17 protein-coding genes are annotated in these 24,249 nt (G+C 47.1%); 4 read left to right on the top strand and 13 right to left on the bottom strand.

Translation table 11 applies throughout. The features are described from left to right. The first annotated feature begins 119 nt into the window (after positions 1-119). Both HGH91_RS13315 and HGH91_RS13310 read left to right on the top strand, forming a co-directional pair. Positions 120-1,487: a DUF1080 domain-containing protein gene (locus tag HGH91_RS13315; RefSeq protein WP_168738895.1), complete on the top strand. Its 1,368-nt coding sequence runs from the start codon at positions 120-122 to the stop codon at positions 1,485-1,487. A gap of 114 nt (positions 1,488-1,601) precedes the next feature. Continuing rightward, positions 1,602-3,392 carry a DUF885 domain-containing protein gene (locus tag HGH91_RS13310; protein WP_168738894.1) on the top strand — a complete coding sequence of 597 codons (1,791 nt, stop codon included), beginning with the start codon at positions 1,602-1,604 and terminating at the stop codon, positions 3,390-3,392. Between the two features lie 80 nt (positions 3,393-3,472). Here the strand turns inward: HGH91_RS13310 and HGH91_RS13305 are convergent, their stop codons facing one another. Together HGH91_RS13305 and HGH91_RS13300 are read right to left on the bottom strand one after the other, a co-directional pair. Next, the gene (locus tag HGH91_RS13305) at positions 3,473-4,480 is read right to left on the bottom strand and encodes a c-type cytochrome (protein ID WP_168738893.1); all 1,008 of its coding nucleotides are present in this window, start codon (positions 4,478-4,480) and stop codon (positions 3,473-3,475) included. A gap of 36 nt (positions 4,481-4,516) precedes the next feature. Next, positions 4,517-5,632, bottom strand: a complete 1,116-nt coding sequence (locus tag HGH91_RS13300) for an aryl-sulfate sulfotransferase (RefSeq protein ID WP_168738892.1) — start codon at positions 5,630-5,632, stop codon at positions 4,517-4,519. Between the two features lie 173 nt (positions 5,633-5,805). On the opposite strand from HGH91_RS13300, the gene HGH91_RS13295 reads away from it, so the two are divergent. Next, on the top strand, positions 5,806-8,532 hold the full coding sequence (locus tag HGH91_RS13295) for a PHB depolymerase family esterase (RefSeq protein ID WP_168738891.1): 2,727 nt from the start codon (positions 5,806-5,808) through the stop codon (positions 8,530-8,532). 81 nt (positions 8,533-8,613) lie between these two features. On the opposite strand, the gene HGH91_RS13290 is transcribed toward HGH91_RS13295, so the two are convergent. From HGH91_RS13290 to HGH91_RS13270, 5 genes are all read right to left on the bottom strand, one after another. Then, complete coding sequence (locus HGH91_RS13290) at positions 8,614-10,254, bottom strand: RagB/SusD family nutrient uptake outer membrane protein (protein WP_168738890.1); 1,641 nt, start codon at positions 10,252-10,254, stop codon at positions 8,614-8,616. 20 nt (positions 10,255-10,274) lie between these two features. Next, positions 10,275-13,529, bottom strand: a complete 3,255-nt coding sequence (locus HGH91_RS13285; RefSeq protein ID WP_168738889.1) for a TonB-dependent receptor — start codon at positions 13,527-13,529, stop codon at positions 10,275-10,277. Positions 13,530-13,750: 221 nt separating this feature from the next. Next, positions 13,751-14,956, bottom strand: a complete 1,206-nt coding sequence (locus tag HGH91_RS13280) for a FecR family protein (protein WP_168738888.1) — start codon at positions 14,954-14,956, stop codon at positions 13,751-13,753. A 106-nt stretch (positions 14,957-15,062) separates the two neighbouring features. Next, the gene (locus HGH91_RS13275) at positions 15,063-15,701 is read right to left on the bottom strand and encodes an RNA polymerase sigma factor (RefSeq protein ID WP_168738887.1); all 639 of its coding nucleotides are present in this window, start codon (positions 15,699-15,701) and stop codon (positions 15,063-15,065) included. Positions 15,702-15,790: 89 nt separating this feature from the next. Continuing rightward, on the bottom strand, positions 15,791-16,249 hold the full coding sequence (locus HGH91_RS13270; RefSeq protein WP_168738886.1) for a YhcH/YjgK/YiaL family protein: 459 nt from the start codon (positions 16,247-16,249) through the stop codon (positions 15,791-15,793). A 380-nt stretch (positions 16,250-16,629) separates the two neighbouring features. On the opposite strand from HGH91_RS13270, the gene HGH91_RS13265 reads away from it, so the two are divergent. Then, a complete protein-coding gene (locus HGH91_RS13265; RefSeq protein ID WP_168738885.1) occupies positions 16,630-16,986 on the top strand; it encodes an MmcQ/YjbR family DNA-binding protein in 357 nt (118 codons plus the stop codon). Here the strand turns inward: HGH91_RS13265 and HGH91_RS13260 are convergent, their stop codons facing one another. The 6 genes from HGH91_RS13260 to HGH91_RS13235 form a co-directional block, all read right to left on the bottom strand. After that, positions 16,987-17,769 (bottom strand): sulfite exporter TauE/SafE family protein, encoded by a 783-nt coding sequence (locus tag HGH91_RS13260; protein WP_168738884.1) that lies wholly within the window; start codon positions 17,767-17,769, stop codon positions 16,987-16,989. A gap of 289 nt (positions 17,770-18,058) precedes the next feature. Next, positions 18,059-19,396 (bottom strand): Gfo/Idh/MocA family protein, encoded by a 1,338-nt coding sequence (locus HGH91_RS13255; RefSeq protein WP_168738883.1) that lies wholly within the window; start codon positions 19,394-19,396, stop codon positions 18,059-18,061. A gap of 108 nt (positions 19,397-19,504) precedes the next feature. Then, positions 19,505-20,110 (bottom strand): DUF6992 family protein, encoded by a 606-nt coding sequence (locus HGH91_RS13250; RefSeq protein WP_168738882.1) that lies wholly within the window; start codon positions 20,108-20,110, stop codon positions 19,505-19,507. Positions 20,111-20,116: 6 nt separating this feature from the next. Further along, complete coding sequence (locus tag HGH91_RS13245) at positions 20,117-21,484, bottom strand: alkaline phosphatase family protein (RefSeq protein ID WP_168738881.1); 1,368 nt, start codon at positions 21,482-21,484, stop codon at positions 20,117-20,119. Between the two features lie 83 nt (positions 21,485-21,567). Beyond that, positions 21,568-22,776 (bottom strand): metabolite traffic protein EboE, encoded by a 1,209-nt coding sequence (gene eboE, locus HGH91_RS13240; protein ID WP_168738880.1) that lies wholly within the window; start codon positions 22,774-22,776, stop codon positions 21,568-21,570. Next, the gene (locus tag HGH91_RS13235; RefSeq protein ID WP_168738879.1) at positions 22,776-23,930 is read right to left on the bottom strand and encodes a 3-dehydroquinate synthase; all 1,155 of its coding nucleotides are present in this window, start codon (positions 23,928-23,930) and stop codon (positions 22,776-22,778) included. Before HGH91_RS13235 ends, eboE begins: the two co-directional genes overlap by 1 nt. Positions 23,931-24,249 lie beyond the last annotated feature (319 nt).

The following is a 24,249-nucleotide window of genomic DNA, read 5'->3' as shown; positions in this document are numbered from 1 at the left end:
TCATGGCAATTATCGGTTTCCGGGGTCCCTACGTCATATATATAAAATAAAAATGTTTTGCAATCGGTTGTAAAAATCATTTCCATTGATTATTTTGGGCTCCTTATTCCTTTTTAGTTATGAAAAAAGCGATCCTTTTATGCGGCTCCCTGCTATGTATGTATGGCGGCCTGTATGCTCAGAAAGCCCAGTGGCACCAACTTTTCAATGGTAAAGACCTGAAAGGCTGGAAACAGCTGGGAGGTGAGGCGAAATACAATGTGCAGAACGGCGAAATTGTGGGTACCACGGTAATGAATACACCAAATTCGTTCCTGGCCACAGACAAAGAGTACGGCGACTTTATCCTGGAGCTGGAATTCAAGCTGGGAAAGGAATTCAACTCCGGCATCCAATTCCGCAGCCAGAGCAGGCCGGACTACCAGAACGGACGTGTATTCGGCTACCAGATGGAAATAGACCCGTCTGACCGCAAATGGAGCGGTGGTATTTATGAAGAAGGCCGCAGGGGCTGGCAATATCCGATGGAGTTAAACCCGGCGGGACAACAAGCCTTTAAAAAAGACGGCTGGAATAAATACCGTATCGAGTGCCGGGGCAATGAAATGCGTACCTGGGTAAACGGCGTACCTACCGCCCACCTGGTGGATACCGCCCTGCCTAAAGGCTTTATCGCCCTCCAGGTACATGGTATCGGCAAAAAAGCAGAAGATGACAATAAAAATATCTACTGGAAGAATATACGGATCATCGAAAACCCGGCCCCTTCCCAGTATTCGTCGTACGACAATATCTACGTAGTTAACAATGTGGATAACACCATTTCCGGCCAGGAAAAGAAAAACGGCTTTCAACTGCTGTGGGATGGTAAAACCTCCAAAGGCTGGAGAGGCGTGTACAAGAAAACCTTCCCTGAAAAAGGCTGGGTGATCAACGATGGGGTATTGACCATCCAACATTCCAATGGGGATGAGGAAGGCAGCGGCGGCGACATTGTTACGGAAAAACAATATGGCGCCTTTGAACTGGAATTTATGTTCAAACTCACGCCAGGCGCGAATAGCGGCGTAAAATACTTTGTGAGCGAGACCTACGAAACCGGGGGTAAGTCGGCTATCGGGCTGGAATACCAGGTACTGGACGACGAAAAGCACCCGGATGCCAAATTAGGACGCGACGGAAACCGCACGTTAGCAAGCCTTTACGATCTCATGACAAGAAAACAGGAAAAACGTGCCATCAACCCTATTGGAGAATGGAACAAAGGTCGTATTATTGTGTATCCAAATAACCACGTAGAGCATTGGTTAAATGGGTTTAAAGTGCTGGAATATGAGCGCGGCTCCCAAGCTTTCAAAGACCTGGTAGCTATCAGCAAGTATAAAAACTGGAAGAATTTTGGGTTGTGGCCGGAAGGACATATCCTGTTACAGGATCACGGTAATGAGGTTTCTTTCAAAAGTATTCGTATAAAAAATCTTAAATAATATTTTTTATCTTTTTTTTCATTGTTCACTGTTCTAAATAAGCTTTCCGATTCTTCGGAAAGCTTTTTTCTTTAGATAAAACGGTAAATTAGTCCTTATTCACAACCCACACACATGATCAAGTTACAACAACCTCGTTACCTGTTGATCGCAGCCTCGCTTTTCGCGGGCGCCTGTCAATCGCCCGGGAATCATAGCAATCCTGCAGCCACAGCCGATTCCCTTCACCATCTGGCCAGTCGCTACTATGCCGAAAACATGGCCCTCAACCCCTTGCAGGCCACCCAAAACGGCGAAAACCAATACAACGACCAGTTGCCGATAGATATCAGTGAAAGCTATCGCGCTAAAGCCGATTCGTTCTTCGCCAGCTACCAGCAAGCCATCAAAGGAATTGATAACAGCGCCCTCTCCGGTAACGACCGCATCACCTACGATATGTTACGGAGAGAATTCGACGTCAACCGGGAAGGGCTTACCTTCCATGACTACCTGATGCCAGTGCAACAGTTTACCTGTTTGCCACTCACCCTCACCCAGCTGGCCGGCGGCACCTCAGCTCAGCCATTCAAAACAGAAAAAGACTATCGCAACTTCATGCATCGTATGGAACGCTTTGCGATATGGACCGATACCGCTATCGCCAACATGCGCCGTGGCATGACCTCCGGCTATGTATTGCCCAAAAGCCTGGTGGTAAAAGTGATTCCCCAGGTAACCGACCTGGCCAAAAAAGACCCCGCTAATAACGTATACTACGCCCCGCTGAAAATGATCCCCGACTCGCTCGGCGCTGAGGTGAAAGTACAGCTGACAAAGGATTATACAGCAGCTATTGAAAAAAATATACTACCCTCCTTCGCTAAACTACAGGCTTTCCTGCAGAACGAATACCTGCCCAAAGCCCGCAGCAGCAGTGGTATCAGCGGCATACCAGATGGTAAAGCCTATTATGCCTACCTCGTTAAAACCTGGACCACTACCGATCTCACCCCAGAAGCTATCTTCAACATGGGCGAAAAAGAAGTAGCCCGCATCCGGGGTGAAATGGAAACGGTGAAAAACAGCACCGGCTTCCAGGGCGACTTACCAGCATTTTTTGCCTCCGTTCGTACGGATAAAAAATTGCGCATATTTAAAACACCCGCGGCTATTCTTGATTCGTTCAAAGCCATCGAAAATAAAATCATGCCCGGTGTTAAAAAGATGTACGGTCATCTCCCTAAAACACCATTCGAAATCCGGCAAACCGAAGCCTACCGGGCAGCCTCCGCGTCGGCCGAATATATGCAGGGCAGCGCCGATGGTACCCGCCCCGGCGTATTTTATGTGCCCATCCTCGATGCTACACAGTTTTCTTACACCGGCATGGAATGCCTCTTCCTGCATGAAGCCATTCCCGGACACCATTTCCAGATCTCCCTGCAACAGGAAAATGATTCCCTGCCCAGGTTCCGCCGCTTCTCCTGGATTGGCGCCTATGGCGAAGGATATGCACTCTATTGCGAAAGCCTGGGTAAAGAACTGGGCCTGTACACCGACCCCTACATGTACTTTGGTCGACTGACCGACGAAATACATCGCGCTATTCGTTTAGTCGTCGACGTTGGTTTGCATACCAAAGGCTGGACCCGCGAACAAGCCATCAAATACATGATGGATAACGAACCGTTATCCGAACAGGAAGCTACCGCTGAAATTGAGCGCTATATGGCCATTCCGGCGCAGGCACTTTCTTATAAAATCGGGGAACTGAAAATACGTGAGCTACGCAATAAATACACCGCTGCCCTGGGTAGTAAATTCAGCCTGTCTTCTTTCCACGATGAGTTACTGAAAGACGGTTGTGTGCCCCTTTCTGTACTGGAACAGAAAATGGCCCGCTGGGCAGCTGCACAAAAATAATCCGGGTTAACTACGGGCATAAAAAAAGGTTGTTCCACGATGGAACAACCTTTTTGCTTACATAGGGATTAAATAGGGGGTCAATAACTGGCTTTCATACCCTTGGCTTTCCAGTAATCGATTACCGGTTGATAAGGGCCAAACTTATGCTGGGCAACGGAAAAAGTATCAGCAAAAGGACCTTTATCATAGTCCAATGCTTTTTCTTCCATATGCGGATAATCAAAATTCTTTACATCGGGGCGCTGATGACGGCTATCGTCGTTTACAAAAGCGGCAATATCCATGGCTTCGGCATCGCTGAGGAAAGGTTTATCCCAGGTAGCCTTATCATATGGCATGTTGGCTTTCAGCCATTGCGCCTGTTTAATAATGCGGTGCATACTGGAACCCGGCTGGTATCCATATTTTCCCCATAAGGGCGGATAGGTGTAGGTTAGCTGGTCGGGGCGTAATTGTCCCTCTCCTTCTTTCCCATGACAACGGGCGCAATGTTGCTCATACAGCAGCGCGCCATGCTCCGGGTTAGCCGCTATATCAGGCAACGTTACCGACAGGTTTTTCTGGCCTTTAAAAGGCTTGTCCTTCGGTACAAAGCTGTTGATCCACCTGAAATATGACAGGAACGCCACCATCTCTTTACTGTCGAGCGGCAGTGGACGGCCATTATGCGGGCGGGTAACGCAATTGTTCACCCTTTCCGCCAGGGTCAATACTTTTCCTTCCCGGGCACGGTACTGGGGATAGTCTTCATGCGACAACATGAGATTAAAGGAAAAAGGCTTGGTACCTCCCTGCTGGTGACAGTTGGTACAATTCATTTTATTGCCAAGGTACTTCCCATTGATGCCTTCCGGACCTATGTAATAGGCTGTATTATACATCAGCTGCTGCCCATATTTTACTTCCTTTCCAAACTTATCATTGGGAATGGCCGTGCTATCGACTTGCAACAGCGCAGTTGCCACTGCCGGTGTTTTCGTTTTTTCTTTTTCTTCTCCCTGCACCTTTGTCTGGCAGGAATAAAATACGGTGGCGGCAGTAGCCAGCAGGAAACCACCGGTAGCGATACGTAATAAACTCTTCATAATAGGCCAGGTATTTATCTTCCAAAAAAAATTATACTATAAACCAGGGAGGGCTTCCTTAGGAATAAACTCTGCCCGGTAAGGAATAAAGGTGCAACGCAGCTGCCACAGCGGCGTACCATGCCGGTCGGTCAGCAAAACCGTATTGCGTTTGGAACAACATTGCAACAGGTTGTCCTTATCCACCAGATAAGCACTTCCCATCCGATCGTTAAACAAATAACCAGGTAAGGGAGAACGGATATTTACCGTAGCTGTTTTAGTCTGCTCATCCAGGTGGAAACTGAGTGTTTGTGACAGTTGGCGGGACACGCCGTTATCAAACAACATCAGGTCATTTTCGCTGTTAATATGTACCGCATGCCCCATATCAAAAGCAGCCGAATCAGGATAGCTGAAATCGCCGCCACGGCCAAATTTCCAGATTACGCGACCTGTGTTGGCATCCAGCTTCCATATTTGTCCGTTGTTGTAAAAGGAAATGAGATAGTTGCCATCTTTATCGTAACTAAGACTGTTAGCATGCATCCAGTCCGTACGGGTACGCAGTATAGCCGTATCCGTTAGTGGGCTTAAAGCATCAAACACCGTCCATTCCCATAGCTTATGACCTTTTCGATCCAGCACGAGAATACCATCGCTTTTAACGGTATCGCGGGTACTGCCACCAGCAGCGCTGAGGTCAACAACTTTTTCCACGATACTTAACAGCACAATGTTATTATCGGGATTTAGCAGCACTTCATGATGTGCATTGGCGGTAAAGTCGCCCTGTCCTTTGCGCAGGTTTAACAGGGTATCGCCCTCCAGCGATATTTCCAATATCTGATTGCCGTAACTGGTGGCGTATTCTTTGCCTCCCAGGATACAGAGAAATGTTTTGTTGGCCGTAAGATGCGCGGTTTTAAAACCGGTGCCTTTTACCTGGTGGAACCAAACCACCTGTCCTTTGCTGTTAAGGAGAAATAGCGCTCCCGGATCATCGCGCTGGCTCACCAACACATAGCCATCCCGGAAACGGGGCGATAACTTTGCCGGCTGCATACTATCGATGCTAAATGCTTCCTGTACCCAGTAGGGCAAGGTTTTGGTGGTTGGTTGCCGGCAAGCGCAGAAGATAAATAAAATTAAAAGCCAGTGGCGTAAATTCATTAGGTTGATAATTAGTAAAAATTCATTGTTCTGTGATATAAAAACTCCCTGGTATGAGATCAGGATTAGTATCAGCGGCAAATTATATTTCCACTTCGTGAAATCTTGACAATTGGAATAATTGTGTGTAATTTAAAACTCTATTCTCTAAGATCAAAATCATAACCCACAAAATGATATCCCTACGAAAGCGCCCCGGCAGGCAGCAGTCTGCACCCCTATACTTCCCTGGTAAGTACGCCAGCCTTTTGTTGCTCCTGGCAGCCTTATTTACCGCTTGTTCCAACGCTTCAGAGATTCCGAATATCCAGTTGCCGGCAGCTGAAAAATTCAATACTGAAGTGAACGTTGGCCGCATGATACTATTTGGTCCATTTACAAGTAATTCAGGATCATTACATCATATCGATACAGATGAGTTTATCCAGTATGGACTCCGGGAAGAGCAGATCAACTTTGATAACGTTTCCCGGCTAAGGGATAAAGCAGGGAAGAAGAGTTTCCTGTATCAAACACCTCACTCTTATGTAGATGGCGTGGAGCTATTTACAGCACTCCCTCATGCCAACTGCTATGCCATATTTTCCGTGAACAGTCCTGTGGATCAGGATATTGCGTTTCTCCTGGGTAGCGACGATGGGATGAAAATATGGGTAAATCAACAGTTATGCTTTCGGGTAAATGATGCAAGATCTATGCAGCGAAATACAGACATCTTTGTCGTTCACCTGAAGAAAGGACCCAACTTTGTTTTGTTAAAGTGTAATAATGGCGGAGGATATTGGGCTTTCTACCTCAATATGAGCCGTATCGATTATGCCGCGGAATTTTACCAGCATAAATTCGGGTACGACTTTTTGGAGCACTGTCTGCTGGGCGCAAACGATAGTTTAAAAATAAACCTCAACCCTTGCTTCACACCGCTGCGCGATTCAACGACCTTACAGGTTTTCAGTCCGGCAGGGAAAGAGATGCTCTCCACCAAACTACCCCGGGGATCCAACTGGCAAATCCCCCTACACCATCTTGATAAGGGGTCCTATAAATGCAAAATACTGGTACCAGGGGACACCTTGAGCGAAATATTCATGATAGGAAACTACCACGACATGTACGATGCGGACTCTGTCAAATTATCGGCCGGCAGGCCGGACGGGGATTTCCTGGTGAATACCCAAACACTTTTCTCCAGGTTCCGGTACCTGGAAAGTTTTGGTACCCGGTATGGATGCGATGACCAGTTATACCGAAAAATTGCTATTACCTTATTCGACATAGCCGGTATTGTAAATGACGCAGGGTTTTCCAACAAGCCAGGGAGGCATTTACGTGGTTATATTTCGAAGGTAGATGGAGGGACTGAAAACTATATGGTTTATGTTCCTGGCAGTTACCGAAAAAACGTTCCGATTCCGCTGGTGATGGTCATTCCATGGGTGAGCCAAAGAGTACCCTTCATCCAGAGTCCCCATGTAGCTTATTTAGATAAAATTGATGCGCTGACAAGGCTTGCCGATAAATTTGGGTATGCTATCCTGTGGCCTGCTGCAAGGATCTTTGAAAGATATAACCTAAATCCGGTTGTTTCCACCAGCATTTTTGAAGCGATGAAGAAAGTCAGTGAAGACTATGCCATCGATCAGCATCGTGTTTACCTGTATGGCGTTTGTTCGGGAGGTATGTTTGCGATGCTGCTGGCAAACAGGTTTCCGGAATACTTTGCAGCCATTGGCGTAGAAGGCCCGGAACTTAATTACACCAAAAGTAAAACGCTGCTGGATCCGAGCTCCGACTTATTTCGTTTTCCAACAGAATGGGTAAAGGAAAACAACCTCCTGCAAACGATTAATAATTATCAGCATATCCCCTTATACATCGGCCATGCACCCGCTGACCATAAATCTGATTATGCTATTTCAAAAACAATATACAACCAGGCGAAAGCGCAGGGATTTAATATCATACTGGACAGTGTAGGTAATATTACCAAAACTCCCAACCTGGATCTATATCCTGATGCACTCATTCTGCGAAAGATGTTTTCCTTTTTCAAGGATAAAGTAACTACAGCACCGCTATCCATCAACTTCTCCACCTTTCAGCTAAAGTATAACCGGGCTTATTGGATGACCATTGATCAGATAGATACGCTACATGCGCTGGCTAATATCCAGGCAACCTTCCACAGTAACAACCTGCTCAAAATAACAACGAAGAACATACTGCAATATTCGATCGACTTAACGCAATTACCCGGACTTCAGCGAAACAAAAAGTTATTGGTGATTACCAACAATGACACCGCTTACTTTAACATTGCCCCACAGGCAGATGCCCTGCACTTATCCATTGGTAAACAACAGCAGCCGGGACTCCTGGAAAAGAATCACGACGTAGAAGGCCCTGTCAACGATATCTTTAAAGACAATTTCCTGTTGGTAAGCGGCGATGCCGGCACCAAAGAAGAAAGGCTTGTCAACCAAATGATGGTGAATAAATTTATTCAAAACTGGCAGGAAAACAACCTCAACACTTGCCCTGTTAAAACAGCTGCGGTTGTGAATAAGGGAGATATTGCCCGTAGCAACCTGATACTTATCGGCAATCCCGCTACCAATTCTTTCATTAAGCGCCTGGCGCCTAAACTTCCCCTAAAAATTGACGCCAATTCTTTAGATATTGGCTCCCGGCATATTGATGGCAATTCTTTAGGGTATACACTTATCTATCCTAATCCTTTAAATCCTAAAAAATATATTCTGCTGCTTGGCTCCAACAACTCATCTATAGCGCATATGGCGCCGGACTTACAGTATACCGGGTGGTATGACTACGAAGTAAAAAATCTGATTAGTGAAGCTGTTTTGAAAAAAGGATATTTCGACAAAGGCTGGAAGTAGCGGGCTACTTAATAAAAAAAGCATCGCGCCGGCCGGCGCGATGCTTTTTTTATTGGGGATAAATAACTTCGACAATAACTACTATTTCCAGAGATCGTTTTGCGTTGCCTTAGGATTTGATTTCAGTTCGCTGGCTGGTATTGGGAAAACATAGTGTTTTGCCTGGAATACATTAGCGCCCTGTTTTTGCCTGGTCTTTAAAATTGCAGATAAGGTACCTGCAGCTTTATTCCATCTTCTCAGGTCATATACGCGGTTCTGCTCAAAGAATAACTCCAGTAATTTCTGGTGATCAATTTCCGCGAGCAGTTGGTCTTTGCCGGGCAAATCTGCTACTGTTTTATCATTCAGACCAGCTCTCTGGCGAATCCGGTTGATATCGGTAAGTGCTTTACCATTGTTACCATTCTGGGCAGCAGCTTCTGCACGCAGCAACAGTATCTCTGCAAAGCGCAATACACGGTAGTTGGCGGTAGAAGGAGTAGGTCCCCAATAGTTATCGGCGTTGGCCACATTACGCCAGGCGCTGGTTCCTTTTTTAATCAGGAAACGGCCATGGGTAACAGTATCCAGCTGTGTATCCGGATACAGGCGCACTGTTTTTGACAGGGCGGAGTTCCACAGCTGGTCAAAGGTTTTACCGTCATACCAGGTAGTATCGCTTTCGCCCAGGGAAGAACGTTTCCACATCAGGGAAGCGTACATCCTTTTATCGAATTTGGTATCGGAGCCGGCTGCACGAGGTTCTTTCAGGAACTCGTTCACCAGGTAATTGGAGGGAACATATTTAAACCAGCCACCACCTGCGGGAGGTCCAATGAACTGTGGCAGGTAGTTATACATCGGTGAGTTGGGCGTTTCTGTATTCCAGGCGCCGTATTGGTCTCCGATAGGAGCAAAGGTCCATTCAAAAACGGATTCCACGTTGTACTCATTCTTGTCGGTGAAGTTATCTTCGTAATTAGCCACCAGGTCGTAATTGTACGGCGCTTTGGTAAGTATATCAAAAGTAGCTTCCGCCTTGGTATAATCTTCGGTGAACATATATGCCTTACCGAGATAAGCTACGGCGGCACCGCTGGTTACTCTTCCCTGTTCTTTGGGATCACGTGTAACCGGAAGCCCGGGGATCGCATCGGTGAAATCGGCTATCACCTGTTTCCATACATCTGCTTTGGAACTGCAAGGAGTATCATAGCCATCTGTTGTTTCCAAAGGCGTAGTTCTCACAGGTACGCCGCCCCAGTTGGAAGCCAGCAGGTAGTAAGACAAGCCGCGGAGAAACTTCGCCTCTGCGATATAGAGGGTCTTTTTATTAGCATCCATGTTTACGCTGCCGATCTTGGCTATCAGCAGGTTGGAGCGATGAATACACTGATAGAGGCTACCGAAAATACTGCTCAGGTCACCGTTGTTTTCATCGTTAGCGAAAGTAGCTACCGCCCATGTACCTGGTTCTTCCCCTGGCAGGGTAAATACATCATCACCCAGTGTATTAATATCCTGGATACCGAGGAAAGAACCCCAGTAGCCGTAGAGCGAAGAACGCAGGGGGCTGTAGGTAGCTGCCAGCGCCTGGCTTACACTGGATTCGTCTTTCCAGAAAGTAGCATCTGTGATCTTGTTGGGATCCGTTTGTTTAAGGAAGTTTTTTTCGTTACATCCCGCCGCAGTAGCCAGTACCAACGCGAGTGCACTTATATATTTAACTGATTTCTTCATGTTGCAAAGCCATTAAACGATTAAAAAGTAAGATTCAATCCAACCAGTACTGTGCGGGATAATGGATATATATCCCAGGAGTTGTCCATACCTCTTGACAGTGCAGCTCCACCAATATCCGGGTTGTAGCCTTTGTATTTGGTAATAGTAAACAGGTTTTCTCCGGAAGCATATACTCTTACTTTGTCAATGCCCCATTTGTTCATTAACGACTTGGGAATATTATATCCCAGCTCTACGCGTTTGAGACGCAGGTAGGAACCATCTTCCAGCCATCTGTCGCTGTTATCGCGGTTGTTGTTATTTGGATCGGATAAAGTGAAACGGGGGAAGTTAGAATGATTTTCAGGCGTCCAGGCATTTAATACATCGGTAGAGAAGTTGGTCACCTCATTCATTTTTTCCATCCACTTTCTGCGGGCATTGTAAATTTTATTGCCGGTTACCGCTTCCAGGAACAGGCCCAGGTCAAAGCCTCTCCAATTGAGGTTGGCAGACAGCCCCATATTTACTTTAGGGAAAGGGCTACCCAGGTATTGCTCATCCTGGTTATCGATGATACCATCGTTGTTATAATCCACATAACGGATATCGCCTGGTTGTGCATTGGGTTGGATAGGTGTACCATTTTTGCTGTGTGCGGCCACTTCCTCTTTAGAGTTGAAGATACCATCCGTTTTTACCAGGAAGAAGGCGCCAATGGGGTATCCTACTTTTGCCCTGGAAATTCCGCCAAATTCCTGGCGGCCAGAACCCACGCTGATAGCCGTCATTTTATTGGCAGTATGGGAGATATTGAAACCGAGACGGTAACCTACTTCACCTACTCTGTCGTTGTATTCCAGGGCCAGGTCAAACCCTTTGTTTTGGATTTCACCGGCATTAAGGGTAGGTGAACCTGTTTTACCCACAGATGGCGGGAATGGTACGCTCAGCAGTACACCGGTTGTTTTCTTATTGAAAACATCGAAAATTACAAACAACTTGTTGTTGAGGAAACCTGCATCCACACCCACGTTGGTGATCTTGGTTTCTTCCCATGACAGGTCTATTGGTGAAGCATAACTGCTGGCGGTAGCGCCAGGCCATAATACGCCGCCCTGTACATAATTAAGACCGCTGGTGATACTGTTTTGCGTGAGATAGTTACCAATTTCCTGGTTACCTAATCCACCCCAGCTACCACGCAGTTTAAAGGTATTGATCACATTAGTGAGGGAAGAGAAGAAGTGCTCGTTATGCAGGTTCCAGCCCAGTGATACAGAAGGGAAAGAACCATATTGGTAGCCCTGTGCAAAGCGGGAAGAACCATCCCTTCTGATGGAAGCAGAAAACAGGTAACGGGAATCGTAGGAGTAAGTGACCCGGCCAAAACGGGAAACCATGCTGCTGTTATTGGCATCACCCCCATTCTTTTGAGAGCCAGCCAGTCCCGCATCGAGGGTATAGGTACCTACCGGCAAATCGTTGCGGGAGGCGCTAAACCCGGAATAGAGGTTTTTCTGAGCACTATAACCCAGCAATACATCAAAGTTATGTTTGCCCAGTTTCTTGTTGTAGTTCAGGGTATTTTCCACCAACCAGGAATTGACAGTACCAGTGGATTGCGACAGATCCGGTAACGGATTTGCGGAGTTACCATCGTCGAAGACGCCTGTATACAAACGACCATCTGTTTGAGTCTGAGTTAAGCCCACATTGAATTTATATTTGAGGCCTTCGATCAGCTTTACTTCGGCAAAAGCATTGGCAAGAATGGAAAGTTCTTTTGAAGTATTTTCTATGTTTTCGAGACGAGCTACCGGGTTCGACAGGTTCTTCATGAATGTGGGCCTTCTGCCGTATCCGCCCAGGGGTTGGGTAGGATCATACACAGGTACCGTGGCCGGCATCATGAGGGAGCTACCAACGATACTGTGTACCTGGTCGCCACCACCGGGATTGGTAAGGGTATTACCTCTCTTAATCATAACGGTTTCGCCTATCCTGAACCGGCCTTTATCGTACTCCGTTTTTACTCTGAAGTTAGCTGCATTATAATTGGTGTGGATAATAGTACCATCTTCTTTCAGGTAACCACCGGATAAATCGTAGGTAAAGTTCTGGGAACCACCGCTGAAGTTCACATTGGTACGGGTCAGCAGTCCCTGTCTGAAGATCGCATCCTGCCAGTTGGTGTTTACACCAGCATAAGCGGGGATACCGGTAACATATTTGCTCATCAGGTCAGTCCATTGCTGGCCATTGAGTAAGTTCATTCTCTTAGGTATAGATTGAACACCGAACCAGGTATCGATGCTCAGTTTGGGGGCAGTTTCTTTACGGCCACCTTTCGTAGTGATAATCACTACGCCGTTGGCAGCGCGGGAACCGTAGATACTGGCGGTAGCTGCGTCTTTCAGGATTTCGATAGATTCTACATCGTTGGGGCTTACACCATCAATATTGCTTACAAACACACCGTCTACAACATAGAGGGGGGTATTGTTACCCAGGGTGCTCATACCACGGATGGTAATGATCATACCAGCACCGGGGGCGCCGCTGGAAGATTCTACCGAAACGCCGGCTACACGGCCCTGGATCGCAGAACTGATATTTTTGGATACGTTGGCGCTGATGTTGCTCACTCTTACTGAAGAAACAGCACCGGTAACGTCTTTTCTTTTCTGGGTACCATAACCTACTACGACCAGTTCTTCAGTTTGCACTGCCTTGGGTTTCAGGGCAATATCCAGCTGACCGGCAGTGGTAACCGTTTTTTCCACCGGCTCATACCCGATATAGGTGACTACCAGCACGCCGCCGTTGTCGGGCAGCTGCAGGGTATAGTTCCCTTTACCATCGGAGCTGGCGCCTTTAGTAGTTCCTTTCAGCTTTACAGAGGCGCCACTGAGCGGCTCGTGGGTGGTGGCATCTGTGATTTTACCAAACACGGAGATATTAGCTACCGGCGGGATCACTTCTTCCGTTTGTGGAGTAGGTTTTACAGAAAGAATAATGGTGTTGTCTACGATGCTGTAATTGAGCTTCTTATTGAGCAAACACTTGCCCAATACGTACTCCAGGTCAGCCTGCACCACCGCCACAGATACCTTGTCGGTCTGTTCCAGCATCTCTGTGTTATAAAAGAAGGTATACCCGGTTTGTTTCCGGATTTCCTTAAACACCTTAGACAGCGACACATTGCGCATGTTAAGGGTTAGTTTTTGCGAGTAACCGGTTGCACTTACCTGCATAGCCAGTACCAGCAGCAAAAAAGCAGCTAGTTTCATAACTTTCAGCATTTGCGCGAACACCGAATTTCCGGGGTGTTTGCCAACATGTCTAAATAGCATAGATTTGTTAAGTTTTAGGTGAGCGTTGCTGTTTAGGTCAAATAAGCGTGTAAGCGCCCGCCAAACAATCCTACCGGGAACGTTGCCGCGTTTCCGGTTTTTTTGTTTGTTGCATTATTACACGACGATCTTGGTTGTTACATCCTTAAGTTTTGCTATTATTTTGCTTCAACGATGATTTGTTTTCCTTCAATGTTAAATTGTACCCCGGCAGTTTTCAGAATTTGTAATGCCTGGGATAACGTGGCCTGTTTACGTATTGACCCGGTATAATGCTTATCCGGTACCGGTCCGGTAAATTTTACATTCACATCGTACCAGCGCGATAGCTGTCTCATAACGGACGCTAAATCATCATCATCAAATTCGAACGTTCCCATTTTCCATGATATCGCTTTATCTATATCTGCTTCGCTGACCTGGAGTTGCTGGTTATTTTTGGTGAGTACCGCCTGCTCTGACGGCTGGAGCAATACACTATTACCATTTTGCTGGTTTACTTTTACTTTTCCGCTTACCAGGGTGGTGTTCACCGTTTTTTCGTCGTCGTAGGCCATTACATTAAATGCGGTGCCTAATACTGCCACCTTCAGCCCATTATTTAATTGAACCTGAAAGGGTTGCGTTGCATTGGCAGCTACTTCAAAGTAGGCTTCTCCTGTTAGCACCACCGTTCTGTCGGCGCCTATAAACCGGGTAGGAAAGCGCAGGGAAGAAGCGGCATTCAGCCATACTTTAGAGCCATCGGGTAATACCAGCTGGTATTCGCCACCACGGGGAGTCGACAGGGTATTGAAAGTAACTTTGTCGCCAGAAGTGCCGGATACATCGTATACGAGCTTTCCGTTGTTGTTGCCAATCCGGGTACCATCTTTTTCTTTCAGGCCCTGCTCATTCAGGGAGTCGAGCGACACGGAGGTACCATCTCCCAATACCAGGCTGGCTTTGGCGCCACCCGGCAGCACATCATTTTGTGCAATGGCAGCGGGCGTGGAGGTCGACGTCTTTTTACCGCCATAGTAAAACCACGCAGCGCTTCCTGCTGCCAGCAATAAAATGGCTGCAGCAGCGCGCCAGCGGGTCATATAACGGATGGAAGAGTTAGGAGCCGCCTCTGGGGCAGTAGTATCGATATGCTGTTGCAACAGGGTTCTGAACTTGTTCACTTCTACATCCAACTTCCCCTGTTGCCCATTGATAATGGCAAACATCCTGCATGCCTGGTCAAACACGGGGCGTTTGTCCGGGTTTTCGGAGATCCATTTCTCCCAGTAGGCTACATCGTTTTCATTAATCCCGATGCAGAAACGAAGGAAAGAATCGTCCAACAGAAAGTCTTCGGCAACATTAAATTGATGGTTCATTGTGACGCTTAGTAATAACTAGTGTAAGAAATGGTGATTTATTCCCAAGAAAAAGCCAACTTTTTTTAGTTTTTTTTTGAGAGGGAAAAGAATAGGGGGAAAATGGCTATTTATAAAGCATCCAGAGCAAAATAACCAGGACGGAAAGTTCTGCTGAGAGGCATTTCAGGGCGCTGCCCAGGGTGTTATAGGCGGTTTTGGCGCTAATACCGGTACGTTGGCTCACTTCCTCCATACTAAGGCCATCGAAGTACCTGAGCTGAATCAGTTCTTTTTGCCGGGGGGTGAGTGCTGCCATGGCGCGCCTGATTTTTTGCTTTATTTCATCGGATGTCTGGATGGCTACAATACATTCCTCATACGATAATTCATGTGGGGTAGCCGTATCTGACCAGGCCCCGGCGGCTTCGGTTGTTTTTTTGCTATGGCGGATATCTGCAAAAATGCGACGGCGTAGCCAGGTGAGTAAATAGGATTTTACATTGGCCACTTCCGGTTGCTTGTGGCGTTGATCCCATATTTCGAGAAACAGGTCATTAATGGCGTCTTTCGTAATTTCTATATCGCCACAGATGCGGATGCCGTAATTAACCAGGTAAAAATACAGTCGTTCATACAGCAGTACCAGTGCCTCCTGCTGGCTATCCCGTACACGACTCCACAGCAGCGCATTTGCAGCAGCATCGGCTGCCGGCAAATCGGCTGGAATTTGTCCGGAAGATGGTGTTGATCGATCACTGTTCATCGGTCACTGCTATTTCATAAGTGGAAAACAAAGTCGTGTGCATTACGGGCATCCTGAACACCGCCGACCAGGATGCCGGAAACAATATACTATAAGTTAACGGCTATCTTTACCACAACTTTTTTTACTGGTGCAGGTGTACTTACCCTGATATTAGGCATATGTAAATCTGTAGGAAAGAAAATAGCAAACATACCTTTTTCCAGCCTCGAGAAAAACATAGGATCTTCCGCAAATAACTGGTAGTCTGACGCCTCATCATACGCTTTGGAAGGCTGCTGGTCTTTCAGAAAGTCGTGCCCTATCAGCTCCGACCCGGATACCATGTACTGGATATCGATATACTGCTTGTGCGATTCCATCTGTTCAGTAACCGTATCCACCGTATCGTATTCGTTGACGATTGCGAAAATATTGCTGCCATCTATTTCATATTTTCCTTTATCAAGTGCCGCCAGGTCGGTTTGTGCCAGGTATTCAAAAGCCTTGATAAATTTAACGCCCAAGCGGTAGTAAAGAGGAGCATTCGACAGTAAGTCCAGTATCATGTGCTGTAAAAAGTATTAATCCAGGGGCAAGATACTTTTTTTTCTTTCTCAAAGCCACAAAGGCTAAAGGCCTAAGGGAATTTAGCTCGCCGGCTCCGGGGGAATTAAATTTTGATTAATAAATTATGGGCAACCGGTACTGAATGAGGCATGGTAACTAGTTCTGGCATTCCCAGCAACCACGGCAATACTTTTTTAACACCGTATTTTGCGTTTTATTTCCTATTTTTATAAGGCAATTTCAATCACTATTTACAGCTTAGTTGTTATGTTAGCCACGCATACGTCATATTTTAATATGTTAATGTGTGCTATTTGTTGTCGGTATGAGTCGTTCTAAAAAAACGGCTTTAAATAATATGCTTTAAAAACCTGCTGTTATGTTTGATCATACTATGGATTTGTGCCGGTCCCTCCCGGCGGTCATCACTGAAAAAAAGTGGGACAACGAGCTGCGCTTCTATGTAGGCGAGAAATTATTTTGTATGCTTTCCCTCGACCCTCCTCACCGGGTGTCTTTCAAATGCAGTCAATCGCAGTTCCACCAGTTGATATCCCGGCCCGGAATTGTGCCTGCACCTCACCTGGCGCGCTACCATTGGGTACAATTAAGCCAGGAAGATATGCTGCCGGAACCCGAACTGGAGACCTTCCTGCAGAATGCATATGAGCTGATTGTAAATTCGCTGCCTCCCTTCGAACAGGAAGCAATCCATAAAATGAAGGCCCACGCCTGATTATTTCCAGATCGTAAAGAATATGTCGTATACACCGAATACGACCAGGGTAAGTGCAAATAATTTTTCCAGCACCGGTGTTTTCATTTTCACGGCCGTTTTAGCCCCAAGGTAAGAAGCAGGAAATGCGGTGAGTGATAACAGCAAAGCAATATTCCAGTCTATATGCCCCAGGCACCAGTGTGTAATTGCGCCAGGTATCGACAATACCGCCGATAATACCACTGCGCATGCCAGCGCCTGCTTAATGGGCATCTTCAATTGCTTTATAAAAAAAGAGCTGAATAATATCCCGCCGGCATTGGCCAGCAGGCCTGATAGGAAGCCAATAAACAAGGCAGCGGCTACCAGTTTACCTCCCGGCACCTCGCCACTTTCCAGGCGGGTTTCATTAACAGGTTTCTTCCGCAAAAAGGAATACAACAGCGATAAGCCCGTAATCATGATAAAGAGGGCAGTCATGATCATTAGCGACTTCCCCGGCAAATAACTACTCAACCAGGAACCCAAAATGGTAGCCGGAACGCCAAAAGCAGCGCCCAGCAGGATTACCCGGCGGTTAAACAATTTCTCTTTACTATAAACTGCTGTGGCTGATAGCGTGCTGGTAATAGATGCCGGCAATGGAGATGCCAGCGCAAAGAAGGGGTTTACCCCGGCAAATATTTGCAAAGCAGGCGTACTGATAGCACTACCTCCTTTACCCAATAAACCGGATAAATAACCTACTATTAAGCCTATCAGTAATACTGGCAGGTACTGAGATTGTTGTAAAAACTCCATGCGATCATCCCCTCCGGGGGAATATACCAGGTTGGTGTGGTTGGTTATTAAAAATTACAGGTAATCAAAATTAGGGGAACCACATTCCATAAACAAATAAAGGCGATAACTAAAAGTTATGGGAGATAACAACTTATTATATTTATTGCTAGTCTATAAACCTAATAGGAGAAAGGGTTTCAAGATATGTAAAGATAGGAATTCTGAGTATAGGTTGTTAGCCTCCGGAGATATTTTTTAAAAATCCGGCCCTTTGCCTTTTCTCAGAATTCCTCTTATAAAAACGGTTTTATACTTTGGGCGCCCAACCTTTTTCATAGGTTCTTTCCCACATCTGCATGGCCTCCTGATCGTTGAGGATATGGCCGTTGGTGGGGTCGGTATGCAATATGCGTCCGCTGCGTTGTGCAATATTGCCCAGCAAACAAAGCAGGGTGCTTCGATAGCCGATATTAATCTCGGAATTCAGGGTAGCATTGCCCCGTATGCTTTCCAGGAAGTTGTTGATATGCACGGCGTCGTAAAATTCACCCGCGGGACTTACAGTGTTGGTTACGCTCTGGTTGGGGTTGGCAGATTGTTTCACTTCTTTAATCACCTTTCCTTTAGGATCGATCAGTTTATAGTTGTCGCCACCCGAATTATACAGGCTTCCGTTTTCGCCAAACAGGGCAAATCCGCGGCCTGCTGCTTCCAGTTCAAACGGGCTACAGCTACGGCCTTCCCAGGTGATGGCCTTATTCCCTTCAAATTCGAATTGCAGTACCTGTGTATCGGGCGTTTCCCAATCGTCCGGCGGATAAGCATAGCGCCCGCCGGCAGAGGTAACTTTGGTGGGGAATTCCACGTCCATAAACCAGCGCAGGCAGTCCAGTTCATGAGTGGCATTGTTGCAGGTTTCGGAGGTGCCCCAGTTCCAGCGCCAATGCCAGTTATAGTGAACGATATTATCCAGGTAGTCGCGGCGGGGAGCGGGCCCCTGCCATAAATCCCAATCCAGTGTAGCCGGTACAGATATCTTCTTACCAATGCCAATAGGTGCACGGTTATTCACATACCACCCTTTTCCATAATATACTTTTCCCAGCACTTTCTGTTCTTTTACTTCCTTTACGGCCTGTTGTAGGTTGGGCCAGGAACGACGCTGGTTGCCCATTTGCACCAGCCGGTTATACTTTTTGGCGGCTGCAGTGAGCAGCTCTCCCTCATGAGGATTGTGGGCACAGGGTTTTTCCACATATACGTGCTTACCGGCTGCTGTGGCCATGATAGCCGCTGGTGCATGCCAGTGGTCGGGGGTGGCCACAAACAGTGCATCAAAATCTTTGCGCTCCAACAATTTGCGGATGTCCTTGATCACAGTAGGTTGCCTCTGCTGGGCGCCTGCAATGGCTTTGAGGCCTTTGGCGATGGCGCCGTCTTCCACATCGCAGATGTAGCCAATTTCCGCACCGGGTAACTTGGCCGCGCATTGGGCCAGCCAGTTTCCCCTGGAATTAACACCCATTACACCCAGCACCAACTTATTGCTGGGGGCATTTTTCCCGAAAACAGGGAAATTGAGAATGGTTAATCCTGCTCCTAAACCGGCCATGGTGCCGGTTTTTAGAAAATCTCTTCTTTTCATAACGTTCCTGTTATTTACGCGTTTTTATTAACGGTATTTTAAACATACAATCGGTTGCATAAATATAGCAGAATAAACTTCCCAGTCATATATTTTGTGATGAACGTATTAGAAGGTGAGGCCGGCGCTGATACGGCCAGGGGCAAAGGACAGCTGCATACCATCAAACTTTTTGTTGAGGGCTTTGCCATGGCGGTGATGGATACTGATATTCACGATATCATACAACAACAGGAACCCTCCCTGCAAGAGGATAGAAGAGCCGTATCCCTTCCAGCGGTCCTGCTCTTTCCCTGTTTGGTTTTTCCCGTATTCCCGGGCGTAGAGTCCTCCCATGATGTAGGCCAGGTCGAGGGCGCCATTGACGAGGTAAATCTTTTCAATCTTATTTTGCTCGCGGATACTGCCTTGCATGTTATAGCTGGCGGGATTGAGTTTGCGGTTGCCAAAATAACCTGCAGCAGCGATACCCAGGTTCACGGCATTCCAGATAACATTCATCTGGTGGAAATATTTTGCTTCCCCTCCGGCTTGCCCCATACCTGCCAGTCCTGTGGCGATATTGGCCACCGACCATCCTCCCAGCACAACCATGGCCGTTTTGGTGGTATGAATACGCTCCCGGTTAAACGATTCCAGCCAGGCACTATCCTGCGCTAGCAAGTTTACCGACAAGAGCAGCATCAGCATCAGGGCACAACCATATTTATACATAAGTGATTATTTACCGGTCAATTGGTTCCATATTACGTCATATACGTCAATTGCCTGTAATTGGGATTTGGAAGCCGGTTCAGGGCTGATCACCACGGGGTGATAATCCGGGTTTTCTTCCTGCCTGCCGTGAGAACCTTTGATCAACGTAGCATCCAGCGGAATAACGTTCATCAGGTAACGGAAGCCCAGTTTCTTCTTCAACAGTTTGCCCGCCGCCTTCAGTTTAATGAACGGATCTGCGGGATCCATAAACATTTCTACCGGATCATACCCCGGTTTTCGGAAGATTTCGACCAATCGGGCAAAATCCGGCGCCTTTTTATCATCCAACCAGTAGTAGTAAGTAAACCAGCTGTTAGCATCTGCTACCGCCACCAGGTCGCCTGCGCGGGCATGACTCAGGTGGTGTTGCCGTTTACCCTCCCGGTCCAGTACCAGTTGCACGCCAGGTACATTCTCCAGGATATTACGCACCTGCTTGTAACAGGAAGGATCGTTGATATAAATATGCGCGATCTGGTGATCTGCTACCGCAAAAGCTTTGGAAGCACCTGCATCCAGCAGCTCCAGCCCATTTTCCACCCGCAGGGCCAGCAGTCCCTGCTCCCGGAGGATCCTGTTGAGATGAACAGGGTTATTCACATTGGTGATCCCATACTCTGATAATACAATCGGATCACAGTTTTGTTGTTGGTAGTAGGTGATCAACTGCTTCACTACCCCGTCAATTTCGCTCAGCTCTTTTGCGTTGCGCACCGGGTCTTGCCCAAACTTCTGTAAACAGTAGTCCAGGTGAGGCAGGTATACGAAGGTGAGAGTTGGGTTATATAGTTTATCGGTCAGGATAGTGGCATCTGCGATCCACTGACTGGATTTAATGCTGGCGGTAGGGCCCCAGTAATTAAACAGGGGAAATTTGCCGAGTTGTTCGGTCAGGTAATCCCGGAGTGTAGCGGGAGTAGTGTAGCAATCCGGTACTTTACGGCCATCGGACAGGTAGTTGGGACGCGGTGTGAGGGAGTAGTCCACATTGGCGTACATGTTGTACCACCAGCACATTTGCGAACAGGTAAAGGAAGGATCCAGTTTACGGGCGCGGTCCCATATTTTTGGGGCATCTACCAGTTTATTGGATTGTTTCCAGAATTTTACTTCCGCATCTGTTCTGTCGTACCAGCCATTGCCTACAATACCATGTTCGCTGGGCCATTGGCCGGTAAGATAGGTGCTTTGTACCGACGTGGTAACCGCCGGTAACATCGGCATCACCGTGGCCAGGTGCCGCTGCTGTGTGTAAGCCTTTATAAAAGGCAGGTGCTCCAGCAAAGAAGAGGAGAGCCCTACTACATCAATAACTACTGTCTTTCTCATAAATACGATCGCCGTTACAATTCCGGTATAAAGCTATAATTCAGGTGGCAGAAAAGCAAGTTTTTAGCGGCTTCCTGCCGTTGTTACGCCTGTGCTTTGATCCAGTTGAGCTCCCTCGAAACCGACAGCGACATTTCCTGTTTTAATTCAGGAGGCAGCACATCCCAGGTGTATGTTTCTACTTCCAGGTGTGCGGTAAACGGTTGTTGCCGTTGTAACGCCAATACCTGTTTAATATCTTCCTGTGTAGATTGCAGTATGCCGAATTGATCGAGGAATACAGGCACATGAAAATGAGAGCGCCATTCTGTTACGTCCGGGTTATCCTCGTCCGCCAGGGCTTGCGGCAAATCAGGATAGTGGATAAAGTTACCATCTTTTTTCCGGGCAATCACCTGGTGCAGGTATACCGGCTCGTTGAACCGGCGGAATGCATCGGTCACTTCTTTCCTGGCGGCCGGGTTTGTCGGCATATCGGCTTTCAGTGCTGCGCTGATCTGCAGTTTACCTACTTTCAGACCATAGTGGCTCAGCCTTTCCAACACCCGCTGCGGCGCTTCATATACCAGCGCAAAATGACAAACGTCGTAGCACAGCTGGATATGGTTTTTAATGATGTCTGCTGCTTCCTGGTCATCCACGTCAAACTTCTCTTTAATAAACGGAATACCTGCGGGTAACAATTCTTCAAAATACCAGCTGATATATTCACTGGTATTTTCCATCAGTCCATCTGGTTCTGGCTCCACGTCGAGGTGCATCAGCGGCCCGCCGCTGCGGTGAATACGTACCAGCTGTTCTAATACCAGCAACATATTTAACGTAGCGCTCTCGGTGAAGGAATTCTTTTCTTCCTCACAGCGATTGCACCAGAACTTATAAGTGAGTGGGTTGGTAGATACACCTCCTTCCATGCCGGCGGGCAATAAGGCCGCCAATATGCGGAACAGGCGAATGGTATAGGCTACGCGGTCGGCGTTGGTCCAGTCGGGTGCATGTACCTGGTCTTTTACCACTACGTTATGAAATCCGCCATAGGGGAATCCATTCATCGTAAATACATAGCAATCATTTTCTTGCAGCCATTGCTGAAATACTTTCAGGTGTTCTTCCTTGCTGAGTTCCAGGCTGGCGGTATTGGCCAGTCGCAGCCCAATGCCGAAGGGCTGATCCGGGGATACCTGTTGCTTGATAGCAGGTATAAATTTTTTCAGTTGCGCAAAATGATCCCCCCAGCTTTCGCCGGGATGAATGTTTGTACAGTAGGTAAGATGGCCAATCGCTGTTTTCATCACTGATTATTTTTGCAGATATCCACTGCCTGGTATAGCAAATCAAGGTTCATCTGGTGTACTTCTTCTCCTTTACCGATAGCGCGGAGCAGGGAAATGGTTAAGCGTCCTCCCAGGTGTTCCCGGAATTCTTCCAGTCCTGCTATCACGGGAGAGTCTTTGTCGCCTTGCTTTTCCAATAGTGGATGCCATACCGGCAGATGCATATTTTTCAACACCGTTAAAATGCGCTGCATGTCTGGTGCTGACAACCATCCTAACAGGAACGAATATACGCTATCGAGGGCGATACCGATAGATACGGCTTCTCCATGGCGTAGCTCAAAGTTGGTGAGTTGTTCCAGTTTATGTGCGCTCCAGTGACCGAAATCAAGCGGGCGGGAAGAGCCGCTTTCAAACGGATCGCCGGCGCCGCCAATATGTTGTATGTGTAATTCCGCGCAACGATAAATCAATTCCTGCATGGCGGGCATATCTCCGGCAGTCATTGCTACAGCAGTTGCTTCTATCCGTTCGAAGAAAGCCGCATCCTTGATAAGTGCCACCTTCACTGCTTCTACCATACCGGAGCACCAGTCGCGTGCATCGAGGGTGGTTAAAAATACGGGATCATTAAACACTGCCGCCGGCGGTGCAAAGGAGCCGAGGAAATTTTTCTTGCCCTTATAATTAACGCCGTTCTTTACGCCTACACCGGAATCATTTTGTGATAACACCGTGGTAGGGATCCTGATATGTTTTACTCCGCGATGGGAAATGGCGGCTGCAAATCCCACCATATCCAGGAGGGAACCACCGCCGATGCCAATCACATAGGAGTGGCGATCAATACCATACTTGTCGATGGCATCTACCAGGCTAAAAAGCAAAGGCAGGTCGTTTTTCACCGACTCGCCGCCTGCCAGGGTAATAATTTCCGGGGCCAGCTGAAAGCCTTTTACCTGCCGGAAATATTGTTGGATTTGTTGGGTTAGCTGTGGGTGATGTGCCGCTACACCCCCATCGAGCACTACAAGTAATTTCTTTACATAAGCATCTTCCGCTTTCGACTCCAGGAAAGTCGCTAAACAGTTATTGGCAGGATCGAATAAATGACTGCTGAAGAACACTCCGTAAGAAAAGTTGACATTGAAATTTTGTTGAATATATTCCATGGCTTAATCCGCATCATCTAACTTAAAAAAACTATAGCCTTTAAAAGTACATAGAAAATTGTGATTTTTTACAAAGAATAAGGCTCCGGGAGCGGAGCCTATTTTTTTGGGGTTAGCCTGTAGAATCATTTATCGGAACACAAAGGAATCTTTTTTCCGGGGAGCTACAGACGGTAAAAACCATTAATTTATAAATTGCGTAGTTCTACTGACATAAACCGTTTGTCTACAAACCCTTTACTACAAACAGTTTCAGCACATCGCTACCTGTTATTGGTCCACAAACGCATCCACTCATCCCGTTGCCTATTGTGTATTA

This window comes from Chitinophaga eiseniae (assembly GCF_012641265.1).
Lineage (GTDB): Bacteria > Bacteroidota > Bacteroidia > Chitinophagales > Chitinophagaceae > Chitinophaga > Chitinophaga eiseniae_A.
Note: the sequence above shows the minus strand (reverse complement) of the source record. Positions and strands in the feature narration are given on the sequence as shown.

Bases quoted from the DNA above. Each gene is read 5' to 3' on its own strand.
- HGH91_RS13315 (WP_168738895.1), top strand. From the start codon at position 120: ATGAAAAAAGCGATCCTTTTATGCGGCTCCCTGCTATGTATGTATGGC.
- HGH91_RS13310 (WP_168738894.1), top strand. From the start codon at position 1,602: ATGATCAAGTTACAACAACCTCGTTACCTGTTGATCGCAGCCTCGCTT.
- HGH91_RS13305 (WP_168738893.1), bottom strand. From the start codon at position 4,480: ATGAAGAGTTTATTACGTATCGCTACCGGTGGTTTCCTGCTGGCTACT.
- HGH91_RS13300 (WP_168738892.1), bottom strand. From the start codon at position 5,632: ATGAATTTACGCCACTGGCTTTTAATTTTATTTATCTTCTGCGCTTGC.
- HGH91_RS13295 (WP_168738891.1), top strand. From the start codon at position 5,806: ATGATATCCCTACGAAAGCGCCCCGGCAGGCAGCAGTCTGCACCCCTA.
- HGH91_RS13290 (WP_168738890.1), bottom strand. From the start codon at position 10,254: ATGAAGAAATCAGTTAAATATATAAGTGCACTCGCGTTGGTACTGGCT.
- HGH91_RS13285 (WP_168738889.1), bottom strand. From the start codon at position 13,529: ATGAAACTAGCTGCTTTTTTGCTGCTGGTACTGGCTATGCAGGTAAGT.
- HGH91_RS13280 (WP_168738888.1), bottom strand. From the start codon at position 14,956: ATGAACCATCAATTTAATGTTGCCGAAGACTTTCTGTTGGACGATTCT.
- HGH91_RS13275 (WP_168738887.1), bottom strand. From the start codon at position 15,701: ATGAACAGTGATCGATCAACACCATCTTCCGGACAAATTCCAGCCGAT.
- HGH91_RS13270 (WP_168738886.1), bottom strand. From the start codon at position 16,249: ATGATACTGGACTTACTGTCGAATGCTCCTCTTTACTACCGCTTGGGC.
- HGH91_RS13265 (WP_168738885.1), top strand. From the start codon at position 16,630: ATGTTTGATCATACTATGGATTTGTGCCGGTCCCTCCCGGCGGTCATC.
- HGH91_RS13260 (WP_168738884.1), bottom strand. From the start codon at position 17,769: ATGGAGTTTTTACAACAATCTCAGTACCTGCCAGTATTACTGATAGGC.
- HGH91_RS13255 (WP_168738883.1), bottom strand. From the start codon at position 19,396: ATGAAAAGAAGAGATTTTCTAAAAACCGGCACCATGGCCGGTTTAGGA.
- HGH91_RS13250 (WP_168738882.1), bottom strand. From the start codon at position 20,110: ATGTATAAATATGGTTGTGCCCTGATGCTGATGCTGCTCTTGTCGGTA.
- HGH91_RS13245 (WP_168738881.1), bottom strand. From the start codon at position 21,484: ATGAGAAAGACAGTAGTTATTGATGTAGTAGGGCTCTCCTCTTCTTTG.
- eboE (WP_168738880.1), bottom strand. From the start codon at position 22,776: ATGAAAACAGCGATTGGCCATCTTACCTACTGTACAAACATTCATCCC.
- HGH91_RS13235 (WP_168738879.1), bottom strand. From the start codon at position 23,930: ATGGAATATATTCAACAAAATTTCAATGTCAACTTTTCTTACGGAGTG.